This window comes from Bacillus sp. FSL W8-1127 (assembly GCF_038006725.1).
Classification (GTDB): domain Bacteria; phylum Bacillota; class Bacilli; order Bacillales; family DSM-4216; genus Bacillus_O; species Bacillus_O smithii.
Genome location: NZ_JBBOVU010000001.1, coordinates 2,100,142 through 2,116,164, shown reverse-complemented (window position 1 = coordinate 2,116,164; position 16,023 = coordinate 2,100,142). Strand labels below are relative to the sequence as shown.

The following is a 16,023-nucleotide window of genomic DNA, read 5'->3' as shown; positions in this document are numbered from 1 at the left end:
AGCAGGCTTTATAAAAAGGATGGGTCGTCTTTCTAACCGGGGATATTCCCCGGTTGTACTTTCTTGAAAAAGTCTCTTGGCAATGAACAAAACAGGAATCATTTGATCAAAACCTCCTCGAAAGCAATGCATCGAGGAGATTTTTTTGTTTTTCTTTTGTGAATGGAGTTGAACGGAATGGCAAATTTTATTTAGTGTGTATGTCCGATTTTTCACTTCGGAAACGAAAACGGCAGCTGTGATTCTGAAGACACGGCCGAATTCTGTGCTTCCTTCTCTTTGAACTCGCCATCCAAAATAATCTTCACTATATTTATGTCAGATTATCTGACAAATAAATATTAAAAATAGTATGAAAATTTTAAAATATAATCAAGAAAGGTTTCGATAAGTGATAGATTATTTAGAAAAGGTGTGAAAACTATTGAAAAAAAGTACTTTATTGAAGTCAAACGAAAAAGATTTCCTTTTTGAAGAAGTCACAGTAGAAGAACTTATAGCTGGGTATCAAAATGGTGAATATACGGCTCAAGAAGTAGTTCAGTCTTACCTTGATCGAATTCATGAATTGGAACAGTTTTATAATGCCTTTACCTTCATGAATCCTAATGCTCTTGAGGATGCTAAAAACATTGACCGGCTGCGTGAAGAAGGAGCAGAACTTGGACCTCTGGCAGGAATTCCTATTGTCATAAAGGAAGCGGTGGATGTTGCAGGGTTTCCTTCCACGTTTGGCTGGGCTCCTCTTTGTAAGGAATCTGGTGGAATCGAGTTAATGCCGGTGAAAGATGCGCCGGTCGTTGCAAGATTGAAAGAAGCGGGTGCTATCATTCTAGGAAAAACCAATATTCCGGCTTTTAGCTGTGCTTATAATGCAAACAATAGTTGGGACGGGCCCACATATAATGCAGTAAACCGCTCGATTTCACCAGGAGGAAGCAGTAGTGGTACCGCGACTGCCGTTTCAGGAAACTTTGCGGTCCTTGGCGTCGCTGAGGAAACGGCCGGATCCATTCAAGTTCCTGCTGCAGCTCAAGCTTTAGTCGGTATTAAGCCTTCTTTTGGGTTAATACCGAATGTCGGGGTCACTCCCCTAGGAGGAACGACTCGCGATGTGTTAGGACCACACGCTCGTACGGTTCAAGATGCAGCGCTTATGCTAAGCGTGATGGCCGGGTATTCAAAAGAAGATCCAAAAACCATTTCTTCAATTGGAAATATTCCTAAAAACGGATACACTTCTTTTCTTGATAAGAATTTTTTACAAGGTAAACGTTTAGGATTATACGGACCGGGATGGCGTACACAAGAACTTTCAGCGGAAACCCAAAAATTGTATTTGGCGGCCATTGAAGTATTAAAAGCCCAAGGTGCGGAAGTTGTTGAGGATCCTTTTGCAGGAACCGGACTTGCTGAATATGTATCATCTAAAGGTGGTCCGTCGGCTTTAGTGGGTCTTGGGCTGGAAACCTTTTTCTACGACTTGGAAAAATACCTTAAACATTTAAATCCGGAGGATCCTTCTCTTTCGATCAAAACAGTGTTTGATAAAGCAAAAAGTATTCCTTGGACTGAAGATGGCCCGCTTGCTTTAGTTCACGATTATGTGAATGCTGAAACAGCTGAAGCGGATCACAGCATTTTGCCGGATTTGAGTGAATTTTACGAAACAAAGGGGGAATTGCTTAGAATGATTCATCAAGTAATGGAAGACAAAGGTCTTGACGGATTTGTCTATCCACAAATGCCAACAGCCATTCCGTCGATTCAGGAAAATGTTGTGCAATCTACCACCATATCTGAAATCAATATAAGCGGTTTACCGCTGATTACCGTTCCGGCTGGCTATTATGAAAGCGGATCGCCGTTTGCATTGGCCTTCTTCGGCAAAATGTGGAGTGAAGGCGAACTGATTGGAATGGCTTATGCTTACGAACAAGCTACAAAACATCGAAAAGCCCCTGTATTGTATCCGGAATATTAAGTCCTTGTTAACATGAAAAGCACGATAAACGCTTTTTGAACCAGCAGCCAGTGAAAAATAATAAAAAGTTTAAACGGCCTTAAGCCCTATATTTCAGTGGTGTGAGGCCGTTTAATTGTTGTTATATTCTTTCGTGGCTATAAAATCGCATGTATATTTTTCAGCCGTTGTAGATCATCCTTCAAGGTATCGTACCTTTCCCCGTGAATGTGTCTCCAAAAAGATTCCATTGGATTAAATCTATACATCTCCCAACCCAACCCGGGACATACTGTGAGTCCGATTTGCTTTCTTCATCTTTCTCTTTCATCCATGCGAAGTTGCCCGCACCTACAATCGATATAAAATAAGTGGATGTTCATCAGGAAATCATACAAAAGCTCTTGATCAAGAGTATCCAACATAAATTTATTATTATAGAATGTTTAAGAACATAACCGACGATCGTTTCATCATAAAGATCACGAATGGTACTGAAATGCAATGTTTTCAAACCATCGTTTTGTTTTATCTGAATCGGCAAAGGAAAAATGCAGCAATAATATTTTTGAAAAATAACGAAAATTCTATGAAATATACTCGTAGCGTGATATACTATATTTGGAAAAATAGGAGGAGATATTCCATGTCACCAGGCATGATTAAAATGTGGATATCCTTTCTTGCGATGGGGTTCATGATTCTTTCTGTGTTCGCTATTTATGTCAGCCGATATAAAATGAAATTTAAGTTTCTTCGATTTCTTGTTGCTTTTTTTGCCTACATATTTTTATTTCTTGGCGGCATCATGATGATCTATGTTGTTTTCAGCGGCCCTGTCGGCTAGAAAGAAAAAGAATTTTCATTTATTCGTATCCGCTTTATTAACGTTGGATTTTTGACATAGAAAGGGAGTTTTCGATTGAGGAAGTTGCTCATATCTGTTTTATTGCTCACAACTGTTTTCTTTTTAGATGGATGCATGTTTCCGGATGAAGAGAAAGCAGAGAATAAAGTCCCTTATCAAGAACAAATTCAATCCGTTCAAAAAGCCGTTGAACAGTTTCAAAAACAAAACGGAGGCATCCTTCCCATTCAAACAAAAGATGAGAATGTTCCAATCTATCAAAAATATTTAATTGATTTTAAAAAATTAGTTCCTCAATATTTGCCGGAACCTCCGGGGAATTCGTACGAAAACGGCGGGATCTTTCAATACGTATTGTTGGATGTAGAGAAAAAACCTGTTGTCAAAATCTTTGATTTGCGTATTGCGGAAACCATAAGGGAATTGGAAATACGTATTCAATCTCACGGATATCCACCGTTTAAAAAAGAAATCGCGCCAAATGTCTATACTCTTGATTACAAAAAACTTGGCTATAAAGAAGAACCAATGGTTACGAGCCCCTACTCTCAAAAAAATCTTCCACTCGTCATTACCGGAGACGGAAAGATTTATGTCGATTATCGTATGGACTTGTATGAGGCCTTGAAAAACAACAAACATATATACAAGCCGGGAGAAGATATACGACCGTTATTAACGCAGCATTCATTTTTCGTTCCCGCTTATTCATTGCCCTATACCGTTAATGAAAAAAATGAACCGGTATTTATGAAAAAATAGGTTCTAACCCTTTTCTTTGCAAATATATTGTAGGGAAGAGGGTTTTTTATTGCATTATTAGAAAGTACATCTTATTTTGCAGTCATAACAAAGTGGGACAATGTCATACACATATATAGAAGACATATATACCAGAATATCATCCCTGGAATGAATGTTGGGAGGGAATCCTTTTGGAAAAAGTAGATCTTTTTAAAGATATTGCAGAAAGAACCGGCGGAGATATCTACTTAGGGGTAGTAGGAGCGGTCCGTACGGGAAAATCAACTTTTATAAAAAAATTCATGGAACTTGTTGTATTGCCGAATATTCAAAGTGAAGCAGACCGGGCTCGTGCTCAAGATGAACTTCCACAGAGTGCGGCGGGGAAAACAATTATGACCACCGAGCCGAAATTTGTTCCAAATCAAGCGGTGAAAGTGAGCGTTGATGAGGGGCTTGAAGTGAATATTCGCTTGGTTGATTGCGTTGGATATACGGTTCCGGGAGCAAAAGGATATGAAGATGAAAACGGACCGAGAATGATCAGCACTCCGTGGTATGAAGAGCCGATTCCTTTCCATGAAGCAGCTGAAATTGGTACAAGAAAAGTCATTCAAGAACATTCAACGATTGGTGTTGTCATTACGACAGATGGAAGTATTGGAGAAATCCCGCGCGCTGATTATATTGAAGCCGAGGAGCGCGTCATCGATGAATTAAAAGAAGTAGGGAAGCCATTTATCATGATTGTCAATTCTGCGAGGCCTTATCATCCGGAAACGGAAGCGCTTCGTTTAGAGCTTAGCGAAAAATATGATATTCCCGTATTGTCCATGTCGGTGGAAAATATGCGGGAAGGCGACGTTTTAAGTGTTTTACGTGAAGCATTATATGAATTTCCTGTGCTTGAGGTGAATGTTAATCTGCCTAGTTGGGTCATGGTATTGAAAGAAGATCATTGGCTTCGGGAAAATTATCAAGAAGCCGTGAAAGAAACGGTGAAAGATATCAAACGGCTTAGAGATGTGGAACGAGTGGTTCAGCAATTTGACGAGCTCGAATTTATTGAAAGAGCCGGTTTGGCAGGAATGGATATGGGGCAAGGGGTTGCGGAAATAGATTTATATGCACCCGATGAATTGTATGATCAAGTATTGAAAGAAATTGTCGGTGTGGAAGTGCGGGGAAAAGATCATCTGTTGGAATTGATGCAAGATTTTGCTCATGCAAAATCGGAATATGATCAAATTGCTGATGCTTTGAAAATGGTAAAACAAACCGGATACGGCATCGCCGCACCGTCTTTAACGGATATGAGTTTAGACGAACCGGAAATTATCAGGCAAGGGTCGCGATTCGGTGTCAGACTAAAAGCCGTCGCCCCATCCATTCATATGATTAAAGTGGATGTTGAATCAGAATTTGCTCCGATCATTGGAACGGAAAAACAAAGCGAAGAATTGGTCCGGTATTTGATGCAAGACTTTGAAGATGATCCGTTATCCATTTGGAATTCCGATATATTTGGCAGAAGTTTAAGTTCGATTGTTCGAGAAGGCATACAGGCGAAACTATCATTAATGCCGGAAAATGCCCGCTATAAACTGAAAGAGACGCTGGAACGCATCATTAACGAAGGTTCCGGAGGACTTATAGCCATTATACTTTAGGCCTCTTATGTGGGAGGTCTTTTTTTATTTACATTTTGACTCGGTATATGCCAATAAAGCGTTTTAACGGTTGAACGATAGAAGGGCGCCCGTTATTTGCCAACAAGGCTATGGCCAATCGGACTTTAAAACAAGCTAATGTGTCGAGTATTTATGTATGACGATTTTTTTTAATTTTTTTTAATTTAATCTTTTTCCCAATTTGTATTCCAGTATGACTTGACAATAAAGGCGATAAAGAGTATAAAAATGGAAACCGAAAAAAATCAATAGAGTATTGGAACAAATCCTTTATGTATGATTAAGGAAATATTGTTAAGGAAATATTGACCGAAATAAAAGAATTGTGCTTGATATGGCAATTCTTATGTGATAATCTTTTAACAGAATTGATGTGATAAACATGAATTCTACAGCGTTTCTCCCATAAAGTTTGTTTAGAAACGGAAAAAATGCGTAAAAATGAAAAATAAGCAGAAGTGCATTGTTAATTTTGGGAGGAGGTGATTGGTGTGAATAAAACAGAACTAATCAACGAAGTTGCAGAAGCAGCTGAACTTTCTAAAAAAGATGCGACAAAAGCGGTGGATGCGGTGTTTACTGCTATCCAAAATGCTCTGGCTAGCGGAGATAAAGTTCAACTTATCGGATTTGGAAATTTCGAAGTTCGCGAACGTGCTGCGCGTAAAGGACGCAACCCTCAAACAGGAGAAGAAATTGAAATCGCAGCTAGCAAAGTGCCTGCATTTAAACCTGGTAAAGCATTGAAGGATGCTGTCAAGTGAGTACATAAGTGCCGGGTATAGAAAGAAGACTCGTACTTTCGAGTCTTCTTTTTTTGTCCCGCTTTAAGCAGGCGAAAGAAGTTACAGGTGAAAGACAGTGCCGCTAAAAGCCCGATTGGTCCAACGAACCATCATTGGAAGAAGATGAGAAAATCTCCGCTTATGAAAGCACTGTATCTCATTTTAAGAAGCGGTAGTTCTGCAAAGATAAGCAGTCCTAATAGGAGAAACTGATTATAAAAAGCCGTTTCTGCAGCGGAAGAGTCTTAAACGAATCGTGGGATGCACAAACCATAAATCTTCGCTGCTTTGAAATAGTTTAAAGGGTTTCATTCTCATGGAAACGGACTTTTTGAAAGATAAAACATTTATCGAAAGGAAAAAGCTAATCCAAATCCATAAAAGTCTTTTTGGTTGTCTTTCATTTTCAATCGGCAAAAAGAATCCCTCTAGATCGCAAATTGCTTCTTTGCCCCCTTCCTATTCGTGTGCTATTATGAAGATTAGCATATGCTTGCGAATGAAAATACCTTTAGGAGTGGTTCTATACATGCAAAAAACAGAAGTCAATTTGACACAAATTGAACAAGCTGTGCGCTTGATTTTAGAAGCAATCGGAGAAGATCCCGAACGAGAAGGGTTGATTGATACACCAAAACGGGTGGCAAGAATGTATCAGGAAGTCTTTTCGGGTTTAAGACAAGATCCCGGCGAGTATTTTGAAACCATCTTTAGCGAAGACCACGAGGAGTTAGTCCTTGTCAAAGATATTCCTTTTTACTCGATGTGTGAACATCATCTTGTCCCTTTCTTCGGGAAGGCTCATGTTGCTTACATACCAAAGAACGGAAAAGTAACGGGCTTAAGCAAACTTGCTCGTGCAGTAGAAGCAGTGGCCAAACGTCCGCAGCTTCAAGAAAGAATTACAGATGAAGTCATAGAGGCCATCATGAAAAAATTAGATCCGCATGGAGCGATGGTGGTCGTAGAAGCTGAGCATATGTGTATGACGATGCGAGGAGTCAAGAAACCAGGATCTAAAACGGTTACGACTGCTGTTCGAGGGATTTTCGAACAAGATGCTCAAGCACGTGCTGAAGTATTGGCTCTTATCAAATAAACTTTTCACCATGAAGGAAGCGAGAGTGGAATGGTCAATCAAAGTGATTATGTGGTCATCAAAGCGTTGGAAAACGGAGTAAACGTCATCGGCTTAACAAGAGGAACCGATACTCGTTTTCACCATTCGGAAAAATTAGATGCAGGCGAAGTAATGATCGCGCAATTTACAGAACACACGTCCGCTATCAAAGTACGGGGGCGTGCGGAAATATGGACGAATGTTGGCCAGCTAAAAAGCGGGGTCGATGAATAAAAGATGAAATAGAAAGAAGAGCAAGCTGTTTTTCATTTAAAAGAAAAACAGCATGTTTTCTTTCATCCAACCGCTGTTCGTAATTAAAAGGCGAGTATGATATAATATTGGTTGTTTTAAAAACTGCGCGTACATATGGGTGAATAGGATACATACTTTTATTTTTATGGGATTAAGGGGAATGCTTATGTACACTTGGTTGAAGAAGATGGCGGATATTAAAGAAGAAATTCAGCAAAAGCTGTCATATCCTTACTTGAGTCGGCATTTGGATGATCCGCATATTGATGAAGATCGGCTCTTATTTTTGTTATTGCCATTTCAAGAAGAATCGTTGAAAGAAAACGTGAAACATTATATTACAACAGCTATGCTGATTCAAATTGCCCTTGATACCCATGAAAAGGTTTCCGTGTCTAATGAAGAACCAGCGATGAAACGTCAAATCAAAGTGTTGGCAGGCGATTATTTCAGCGGGCTGTATTATCAAATTTTGGCCGATGTTCAAAATGTATCCATGATCCGAATATTTGCCAATTCCATTAAGCAAATCAATGAGCAGAAAATCGCTGTATATCAACATGAGAATCGATCGACGGACGAGATTATAAACAGCATCAAGTTGATAGAATCAGGTGTTGCTCAAGGATTTTACTCTTATTTTCAATACGGCGCTTATTCTTCTTTCATATCTGAAATTTTATTACTCAAAAGGCTTCTGCAGGAACGGAACTTATTTTTAAAACAAAAACCGGCTTTGCTTTTTGATGCTTTGAAATCCATTCAATTTCCGACAGTTCAAGGCTCTTTGTACAGTTTGGCCGGAAGTGATCTTCGCTCCTTGCTTCACATTAGCGATCGATACATTCAAAGGACAAAACAAAAAATCGAGAAAACTCTCAACACTTGGGAGCATCGGGATCCATTGCTGATTGAAAAAGTTCGAACGTTGTTAGAAACGGAGCCGTATTCAATCAAAATACTTGCGGAAGAAGGGTAGCGAATGCATCAACCATCATCAAAAGAAGAACGTGTTTTAAATGTGTTTGAAAAAATTTATTCGAATTACGATAAAATGAATTCACTGATTAGCTTTAAGCAACATATGCGGTGGCGAAAAGATACAATGAAGCGAATGAATGTGCAGAAAGGAAAAATTGCTCTCGATGTATGTTGCGGAACGGCTGATTGGACGATAGCGTTGGCGGAAGCGGTCGGTGAAGAAGGAAAAGTGTATGGACTCGATTTCAGCAAAAATATGCTGAAAATCGGCGAACAAAAGATAAAAGAAAAAAACCTTTCCCAAGTGACGCTTCTACACGGCAATGCTATGGAGCTTCCTTTTGAAGATAATACGTTTGATTATGTCACGATCGGATTTGGGTTAAGGAATGTTCCTGATTATTTGCGCGTTTTGGAGGAGATGCACAGGGTATTGAAGCCGGGCGGGATGGCAGTCTGTCTCGATACTTCGCAGCCGACTTTATGGGGATATCGGCAGCTTTATTATTTTTATTTTCGGTTCATCATGCCTTTGTTCGGAAAAATCTTTGCCAAAAGTTATGATGAGTATTCGTGGCTTCAAGAATCCGCCCGCGAATTTCCAGGTATGAAAGAACTGGCAAAGCTTTTTGAAAAGGCAGGATTTATTAACGTCGCTTATAAACCTTATAATGGCGGTGTGGCTGCAAGCCATTTTGGATATAAACAAACGTAAGCTAGGTGGATAAAAATATGAAATTTCAATCGTTATATTCGTTTTTAAAAACGGATATTGATTTAATTGAAAGGGAACTGGAGCAGGCCATTTATTCCCGGTCCCCCATCATTTATAACTCCTCTTTAAAACTGTTGCAGGCTGGCGGAAAACGGATTCGCCCCATCTTTGTCTTGCTGGCCGCTCATTTTGGAAATTACGATATTGGAAAAATCAAAAATTTGGCTGTAGCTCTTGAGCTTATACATATGGCTTCTCTCGTTCACGATGATGTCATCGATGATTCCGATATAAGGAGAGGAAAGCCGACTGTAAAAGCTCAATGGGACAACCGAGTGGCGATGTATACAGGTGACTATCTTTTCGCTCGCTCGTTGGAATATATGACTAAGCTTGAAAATGTGGAAGTTCATAAGGTCTTGTCCGATACGATCATCGAAGTATGTATCGGCGAAATGGTACAAATGAAAGACAAGTATCGATTTGATCAAAATCTAAGGGATTACCTTCGTCGAATTAAAAGAAAAACGGCGTTGCTGATCGCGGCAAGCTGCCAGCTCGGAGCCGTTGCGTCCGGCGCCCCGCCCCATATTTGCAAAAAATTGTACCATTTCGGCTATAATGTCGGGATGTCTTATCAAATCATTGACGATATATTGGACTTCACGGGAACGGAAAAACAGTTGGGGAAACCTGCTGGAGGCGATCTTCTTCAAGGAAATGTCACCCTCCCTGTTTTATATGCCATGGAGAAGCCCGGACTGCGGGAAGCGATCTATACGGTCAATGAAAAAACATCCCAAAAAGATATCAAAAGGATCATCGAACAAATCAAGCAAAGTGATGCCATTCAGCGTTCCAACAATTTAAGCCAAAGATACTTGGATCGAGCAATCGCCATCTTGGATGATCTTCCCGACAATAAAGCAAAAAAGTCTTTGAAAGAAATCGCCAAGTATATCGGTAAAAGAAAATATTAGAAAAAGACATGGAAACGTTGTCAAATATTTGCGCGAATGATACTATTTTCTTGGGTTGTCTTTTGTGACAACAATAGTGATACATAATAGGAGTTGGGAAAATGGAAAGAACATTTTTAATGATCAAACCGGATGGAGTCCAAAGAAATTTGATTGGTGAAATTGTGTCCCGTTTTGAAAAAAAAGGATTTCAACTTGTGGGCGCTAAATTGATGACAGTCACGAAAGAGTTGGCGGAAAAACACTATCAAGAACATAAAGAACGCCCTTTTTTCGGTGAATTAGTGGAATTCATTACGTCCGGACCTGTATTTGCGATGGTTTGGGAAGGAGAAAATGTCATTGCGACAGCTCGTCAAATGATGGGAACGACCAATCCGAAAGACGCTGCTCCGGGAACCATCAGAGGAGATTTTGGACTGACTGTAAGTAAAAACGTCATTCATGGATCTGATTCTCCGGAAAGTGCAGAGCGTGAAATTGGTATTTTCTTCAAAGAAGAAGAACTCGTTGAATATTCAAAATTGATCAACCAATGGATTTATTAAGATAAAAATTTTTTCTTAAGGAAAGGGTTGCCGTGATGGCAGCTCTTTTTTGATTGTTGGGAGGAATCATTTCATTTTGACTGGGTTTCAATCGTGTGAATTTCTGCTCATTCTTGATGTCAAATTTATGATTGATTTCGTTAAATAGGAAATCGAAGCATTTTTTTCCTTCAACTGATTGCCTCCATTCGTTATAATAAAGTACAAACGAAAACTTCAATCCGTGGGAGATGGATAATGAGTGGAACCAGTTCGGGCGTAGAGAGAGTTTCAACCTTGAGGATTTCTGCATGTATTGGTGGCTATTAAGTCTCTATGTTAAGAGGAAATGTGTGTAATTAGATGGAGAGGAAAAAGTCATGCCGGATGATTATCAAGCATTTATTGTTTCGATTAAGAAAAAAACAGGAATCGATCTTTCGTTGTATAAAGAAGCGCAAATGAAGAGAAGATTGACTTCCTTGTATCAAAAAAGGGGCTTTCGCTCTTTTCAAGAGTTTTTTCAAGCGATGAATACCAATTCCGAACTATTGAACGAATGTTTGGATCGAATGACGATTAACGTGTCGGAATTTTACCGCAACAGAAAACGATGGGAAGTTCTTGAGAAAAAGATTTTTCCAAGGATGCTGGCAGCAAACAAGCAGTTGAAAATTTGGAGTGCTGCTTGCTCGACTGGCGAAGAGCCATACACGATTGCCATGATATTGTCCCAGTTTCTCCCCTTATCGCAAATAAGGGTTCTTGCTACGGATATAGACGAAAAGGCGATTCAAAAAGCAAAAATGGGAGTATACCCGGAACGTTCTTTGGAAGAAGTTCCTTCGGAAATGAAAACAAAATACTTCACAAAAGAAGGAGATTTTTATCGCCTATCCGATGAGATAAAGCGTACGGTCCAATTTCGGAAAGAAAACTTGTTTTCAGATCCATTCGAGAAAAATTATGATTTGATCGTCTGCCGTAATGTGCTTATTTATTTTACAGAAGAAGCGAAAGATCTTTTGTATAAAAAATTTAACGCCGCATTGAAAGAAGGGGGCGTCCTATTTGTAGGGAGTACAGAGCAAATTTTTAATCCAGAAGTCTATGGCTTTGAACCGGAGGAACCTTTTTTTTATCGGAAATTATAAATGTTAGACTGTTAGTCGTAAAACGATCACGGGTCCGTAAAGGTATTGGATTTTGAAGAATAAAGAAAAAAGCTTTCATAAGGCAATATGTGGGGGCTGAAAGGCCCTCCGCTGTTTTTGGGCTGGTTTAGCTTTTTTTCGGCAAAGAAAGACGGAAAAATTTTTCAAATAAAATCAATAATAGACGGAACTATTTGAAAACAAATGATATTATGAATAATAGGCAAATAAGAAAAAGTCTTGGAAATTCATTTTTTCTATGCCAAGTCATGCGGAATATGATATATTGTTATAAACGCTTTAACGAGTTGAAGGGAGAAAGTGACATGAGATATTTAACAGCAGGAGAATCACATGGCCCTCAGCTAACTGCTATTATCGAGGGCCTTCCCGCAGGAATGCCTTTAACTGCGGAAGACATCAATATTGAATTAAGCCGTCGTCAAAAGGGCTATGGGCGAGGACGGCGAATGCAAATCGAAAAAGACCAGGTTCAGATTAAGGGCGGTGTTCGCCACAGACTGACATTAGGCTCACCTGTCGCTCTCGTTGTCGAGAACAAGGATTGGAAGCATTGGACCAACATTATGGGCATTGAAGCCCCGGAGCAACCGGAAGAAACAAAAAGAAAGGTTACGAGGCCACGTCCCGGTCATGCGGATTTAAATGGGGGAATCAAATACGGACACCGTGATATGCGAAATGTTCTTGAACGTTCGTCTGCGAGAGAAACGACCGTGCGAGTAGCAGCCGGTGCGGTTGCCAAAAAACTATTAAAACTGCTTGGAATCGAAATCGCTTCTCACGTAGTGGAAATAGGGGGAGTAAAGGCGAAAAACCTCCGCTACAAATCGATAAAAGAACTGCAAGAAGTCACTGAACAATCTCCGGTTCGTTGTTTTGACAGCGAAGCGGAAAAGGAAATGATGAAAGCGATCGACCAAGCAAAAGAAAAAGGAGATTCGATCGGCGGCATAGTGGAAGTAGTCGCTGAAGGAATGCCGGCAGGAGTCGGCAGCTATGTACATTATGACCGAAAGCTGGATGCAAAAATCGCGGCGGCGATCGTCAGCATCAATGCTTTCAAAGGCGTAGAATTCGGGATCGGCTTTGAAGCGGCCGGAAAGTTTGGCAGCGAAGTGCACGACGAAATCATTTGGGATGAAGAAAGAGGGTTTTCGCGGAAAACGAACCGTCTTGGCGGATTTGAAGGGGGAATGACAACCGGAATGCCGATAGTCGTCCGAGGAGTCATGAAGCCTATTCCAACACTTTATAAACCGCTTCAAAGTGTAGATATCGACACGAAAGAACCGTTTTCCGCCAGCATTGAGCGTTCCGACAGCTGTGCCGTCCCTGCTGCCAGCGTGGTCGCAGAAGCGGTTGTTGCTTGGGAATTAGCAGCGGCGATCGTTGATCAATTTTACAGCGACCGTATGGATGCGTTAATTCGAAACGTAGATGAACAAAGAAAGTATGCAAGGGAGTTTTAATATGGAAAAGATGGAGGTCCATACACGAAATAAAACCTACCCGATTTGGGTGGGAGAAAATGCGCTGGAAATGATTCCAGAAATTTTTAAGGAAAAGCTGTCAGATGCCACGAAAATCCTGGTGATCGCCGATAAGCATGTTTCTCATCTATATAAGGAAAAGCTAAAAAAACATCTGCCGACCCATGTCCCGTATGCATGGAAAGAAGTGCCTCAAGGGGAAGCGGCTAAATCAATGGCTGTTTTTGAATCGTGTATAACGGAAGCGCTCGAACAAAATTTGGATCGAAAATCATGTATTATCGCTTTTGGGGGAGGAGCCGCGGGAGATCTGGCCGGATATGTGTCGGCTTCCTATATGAGAGGAATCCGTTTTTTACAAGTTCCAACCACCATTCTAGCCCACGACAGTGCTGTAGGAGGAAAAGTGGCCATCAACCATCCCCTTGGAAAAAATATGATCGGGCACTTCCATCAGCCGGAAGCGGTTATTTTTGATACGAATTTTATCAATAGTTTACCAGAAAAAGAGGTTCGTTCCGGATTCGCAGAAGTGATCAAACATGCGCTGATAAAAGATAAAACATTTTTACATCAGCTAACCAGTACGCTCGTGTCCTTTGATAAGATGGACTCTGATTTTCTGGAAATGTGCTTATGCAAAGGCATCAGCATTAAAGCGGACATTGTTTCAGAAGATGAAACGGAACAAGGAATACGGGCATTTTTAAATTTTGGGCATACATACGGCCATGCATTGGAAGCGACTATTGGCTACGGAAGAATAACTCATGGCGAAGCGGTTATGATTGGAATCGTATATGCATTGTATTTAAGCAAGAAAAAATACTCGCTCGACTTGGATTTGTCGTCTTTTGTTGATTGGATCAAACAACTGGGATATTCCTTGGATGTACCAGAAACGATCTCATTTGATCAGCTTTTCGCCGCCATGAAGCGAGATAAGAAAACGATTGGCAGCTCCATTCGGTTTGTGCTTCTCGAAGAAATCGGAAAGCCTGTCATTGTGGAGATGAATCAAGAAGACTTAAAAGAAGCGGATCAGTTTATTCGATCTTTCTCTAAACTTTGAACCAATCGTTATGAAGACCTTGTCCGTTTGACTAAAAAACCATTTAAGATGGCTTGGACAGTGTATGAGAAAGGGAGGAAATGGATTGATTAGAGGGATAAGAGGGGCGACAACCGTTGAACAAAATGAGGAAACCGAGATCATCGCTGCGACCAAGCAGCTTTTGGTCGAAATGATCGAATCGAATAACATTCAACCGGAAGATGTTGCTTCTGTTTTCATTTCTGTTACAAAAGATGTGTTTGCCGCTTTTCCAGCTAAGGCGCTTAGAGAAATCGAAGGTTGGACATACGTTCCTGTTATGTGTATGCAAGAAATCCCTGTTCCTGATAGTTTAGAAAAATGTATCAGGATTATGATGCATGTGGAAACGGCGGTTCCTCAGGAAGAAATCCGCCATATTTATTTGAATCACGCAACGGTTTTGCGTCCGGATTTAGCAGGATCAAATGAATCTAATCAAAAATAAACTTTAGTGCTACAATAAAGATAAGGTTTCTTTATCTTGGTAAAGAAATAAAGTGCAAAAGCAGGGAGAGATAAACATGAAATGGAAAAAACAAATATTAGATTTGGAGCCTTACCAACCTGGAAGAACAATAGAGGCAGTGAAAAAAGAATTCAATCTTGAGAAAGTAACGAAACTGGCATCCAATGAAAACCCGTTCGGCTGTTCTCCGCTTGTAAAAGAGTGGCTGAAAAATTTTGATCGTTCTTTTGCCCTTTATCCAGATGGATATGCAACCGAATTGCGCAAAGAGATGGCCAAACGCTTAAATATTGAAGAAAATCAGCTGCTTTTTGGCAATGGATCCGACAATATCCTACAAGTCGTTTCCAGCACGATTCTTGAGCCGGGAAAAAATACTGTCATGGCAGTGCCGACTTTTTCACAATATCGCCATAACGCAGTCATTGCAGGAGCAGAAGTGAGGGAAGTTCCACTGATCAACGGAGCTCATGACTTGGACGGAATGTTAGCGGCCATTGATGAAAACACGGCCATAGTGTGGATATGCAATCCCAATAATCCAACTGGGGTCTACATCACTGAGGATGAAATGATACCATTTTTGAAAAAAGTTCCGGATCATGTTCTGGTCGTGTTAGACGAAGCGTATAGAGAATACGTTGTAGCGGACGATATTTATGATGCTGTATCGTTGGTGAAAACATTCAAAAATGTTCTTGTTACTCGCACTTTTTCCAAAATATACGGTATGGCAAGCTTCCGAGTAGGCTACGCATTCGGTCATCCAGACATCATCAAGTATTTCAATGCGGTGCGCGAACCGTTTAATGTCAATACATTTGGCCAGGGAGCTGCCGTTCAAGCGCTTCGCGATCAAGAATTTATCGAAGAATGCCGCAAGAAAAACCGACAAGGACTTGAGCAATTTTACGAATTTTGCCGTCAAGAAAAGTTAAACTATTTTCCTTCTCAAACCAACTTTGTTTTGATTGATTTTGGCTGTAACGGTGATGATGTCTTCCATTATTTAATGACAAAAGGCTATATTGTTCGATCAGGCAATGCCCTTGGATTCCCAACATCCGTTAGGGTGACGGTTGGTTCCAAAGAACAAAATGAAGGCGTCATTGAAGCGATGCGAAGCTTTATAAAAGAAAGAGCTATTGGCTAACGTGAGGAGGA

16 protein-coding genes are annotated in these 16,023 nt (G+C 40.4%); all 16 read left to right on the top strand.

Translation table 11 applies throughout. The features are described from left to right. Positions 1–424 precede the first annotated feature (424 nt). The 16 genes from NST12_RS09995 to hisC all read left to right on the top strand — a co-directional run bounded on the left by NST12_RS09995 (position 425) and on the right by hisC (position 16,012). Entirely contained in the window at positions 425–1,984 is a 1,560-nt protein-coding gene (locus tag NST12_RS09995; protein WP_327824235.1) for an amidase, read from the top strand. Between the two features lie 625 nt (positions 1,985–2,609). Next, positions 2,610–2,810 carry a DUF2768 domain-containing protein gene (locus tag NST12_RS09990; RefSeq protein WP_003355153.1) on the top strand — a complete coding sequence of 67 codons (201 nt, stop codon included), beginning with the start codon at positions 2,610–2,612 and terminating at the stop codon, positions 2,808–2,810. A gap of 75 nt (positions 2,811–2,885) precedes the next feature. Then, positions 2,886–3,593, top strand: a complete 708-nt coding sequence (locus NST12_RS09985) for a hypothetical protein (RefSeq protein ID WP_003355152.1) — start codon at positions 2,886–2,888, stop codon at positions 3,591–3,593. Positions 3,594–3,766: 173 nt separating this feature from the next. Further along, the gene (spoIVA, locus tag NST12_RS09980; protein ID WP_003355151.1) at positions 3,767–5,245 is read left to right on the top strand and encodes a stage IV sporulation protein A; all 1,479 of its coding nucleotides are present in this window, start codon (positions 3,767–3,769) and stop codon (positions 5,243–5,245) included. A gap of 512 nt (positions 5,246–5,757) precedes the next feature. Next, complete coding sequence (locus NST12_RS09975; RefSeq protein WP_003355150.1) at positions 5,758–6,030, top strand: HU family DNA-binding protein; 273 nt, start codon at positions 5,758–5,760, stop codon at positions 6,028–6,030. Between the two features lie 550 nt (positions 6,031–6,580). Continuing rightward, complete coding sequence (gene folE / locus NST12_RS09970; RefSeq protein ID WP_003355148.1) at positions 6,581–7,150, top strand: GTP cyclohydrolase I FolE; 570 nt, start codon at positions 6,581–6,583, stop codon at positions 7,148–7,150. A gap of 30 nt (positions 7,151–7,180) precedes the next feature. Continuing rightward, positions 7,181–7,405, top strand: a complete 225-nt coding sequence (mtrB, locus tag NST12_RS09965; RefSeq protein WP_048623572.1) for a trp RNA-binding attenuation protein MtrB — start codon at positions 7,181–7,183, stop codon at positions 7,403–7,405. A 187-nt stretch (positions 7,406–7,592) separates the two neighbouring features. Then, complete coding sequence (locus NST12_RS09960) at positions 7,593–8,405, top strand: heptaprenyl diphosphate synthase component 1 (RefSeq protein ID WP_048623571.1); 813 nt, start codon at positions 7,593–7,595, stop codon at positions 8,403–8,405. 3 nt (positions 8,406–8,408) lie between these two features. Then, the gene (gene menG / locus NST12_RS09955; protein ID WP_048623570.1) at positions 8,409–9,122 is read left to right on the top strand and encodes a demethylmenaquinone methyltransferase; all 714 of its coding nucleotides are present in this window, start codon (positions 8,409–8,411) and stop codon (positions 9,120–9,122) included. A gap of 17 nt (positions 9,123–9,139) precedes the next feature. Further along, the gene (gene hepT / locus NST12_RS09950) at positions 9,140–10,102 is read left to right on the top strand and encodes a heptaprenyl diphosphate synthase component II (protein ID WP_048623569.1); all 963 of its coding nucleotides are present in this window, start codon (positions 9,140–9,142) and stop codon (positions 10,100–10,102) included. A 101-nt stretch (positions 10,103–10,203) separates the two neighbouring features. Beyond that, positions 10,204–10,650: a nucleoside-diphosphate kinase gene (gene ndk / locus NST12_RS09945; RefSeq protein ID WP_048623568.1), complete on the top strand. Its 447-nt coding sequence runs from the start codon at positions 10,204–10,206 to the stop codon at positions 10,648–10,650. Positions 10,651–11,009: 359 nt separating this feature from the next. Further along, on the top strand, positions 11,010–11,783 hold the full coding sequence (locus NST12_RS09940; RefSeq protein WP_048623567.1) for a CheR family methyltransferase: 774 nt from the start codon (positions 11,010–11,012) through the stop codon (positions 11,781–11,783). 326 nt (positions 11,784–12,109) lie between these two features. Then, the gene (aroC, locus tag NST12_RS09935; protein ID WP_341029883.1) at positions 12,110–13,276 is read left to right on the top strand and encodes a chorismate synthase; all 1,167 of its coding nucleotides are present in this window, start codon (positions 12,110–12,112) and stop codon (positions 13,274–13,276) included. A gap of 1 nt (position 13,277) precedes the next feature. Continuing rightward, on the top strand, positions 13,278–14,369 hold the full coding sequence (gene aroB, locus NST12_RS09930; protein ID WP_341029882.1) for a 3-dehydroquinate synthase: 1,092 nt from the start codon (positions 13,278–13,280) through the stop codon (positions 14,367–14,369). Between the two features lie 85 nt (positions 14,370–14,454). Then, complete coding sequence (aroH, locus tag NST12_RS09925; protein WP_003355138.1) at positions 14,455–14,838, top strand: chorismate mutase; 384 nt, start codon at positions 14,455–14,457, stop codon at positions 14,836–14,838. Positions 14,839–14,914: 76 nt separating this feature from the next. Next, entirely contained in the window at positions 14,915–16,012 is a 1,098-nt protein-coding gene (hisC, locus tag NST12_RS09920) for a histidinol-phosphate transaminase (RefSeq protein WP_327805325.1), read from the top strand. The last annotated feature ends 11 nt before the right edge of the window (positions 16,013–16,023 follow it).

Bases quoted from the DNA above. Each gene is read 5' to 3' on its own strand.
- hisC (WP_327805325.1), top strand. From the start codon at position 14,915: ATGAAATGGAAAAAACAAATATTAGATTTGGAGCCTTACCAACCTGGA.
- NST12_RS09940 (WP_048623567.1), top strand. From the start codon at position 11,010: ATGCCGGATGATTATCAAGCATTTATTGTTTCGATTAAGAAAAAAACA.
- menG (WP_048623570.1), top strand. From the start codon at position 8,409: ATGCATCAACCATCATCAAAAGAAGAACGTGTTTTAAATGTGTTTGAA.
- folE (WP_003355148.1), top strand. From the start codon at position 6,581: ATGCAAAAAACAGAAGTCAATTTGACACAAATTGAACAAGCTGTGCGC.
- hepT (WP_048623569.1), top strand. From the start codon at position 9,140: ATGAAATTTCAATCGTTATATTCGTTTTTAAAAACGGATATTGATTTA.
- aroC (WP_341029883.1), top strand. From the start codon at position 12,110: ATGAGATATTTAACAGCAGGAGAATCACATGGCCCTCAGCTAACTGCT.
- NST12_RS09960 (WP_048623571.1), top strand. From the start codon at position 7,593: ATGTACACTTGGTTGAAGAAGATGGCGGATATTAAAGAAGAAATTCAG.
- NST12_RS09990 (WP_003355153.1), top strand. From the start codon at position 2,610: ATGTCACCAGGCATGATTAAAATGTGGATATCCTTTCTTGCGATGGGG.
- mtrB (WP_048623572.1), top strand. From the start codon at position 7,181: ATGGTCAATCAAAGTGATTATGTGGTCATCAAAGCGTTGGAAAACGGA.
- aroB (WP_341029882.1), top strand. From the start codon at position 13,278: ATGGAAAAGATGGAGGTCCATACACGAAATAAAACCTACCCGATTTGG.
- ndk (WP_048623568.1), top strand. From the start codon at position 10,204: ATGGAAAGAACATTTTTAATGATCAAACCGGATGGAGTCCAAAGAAAT.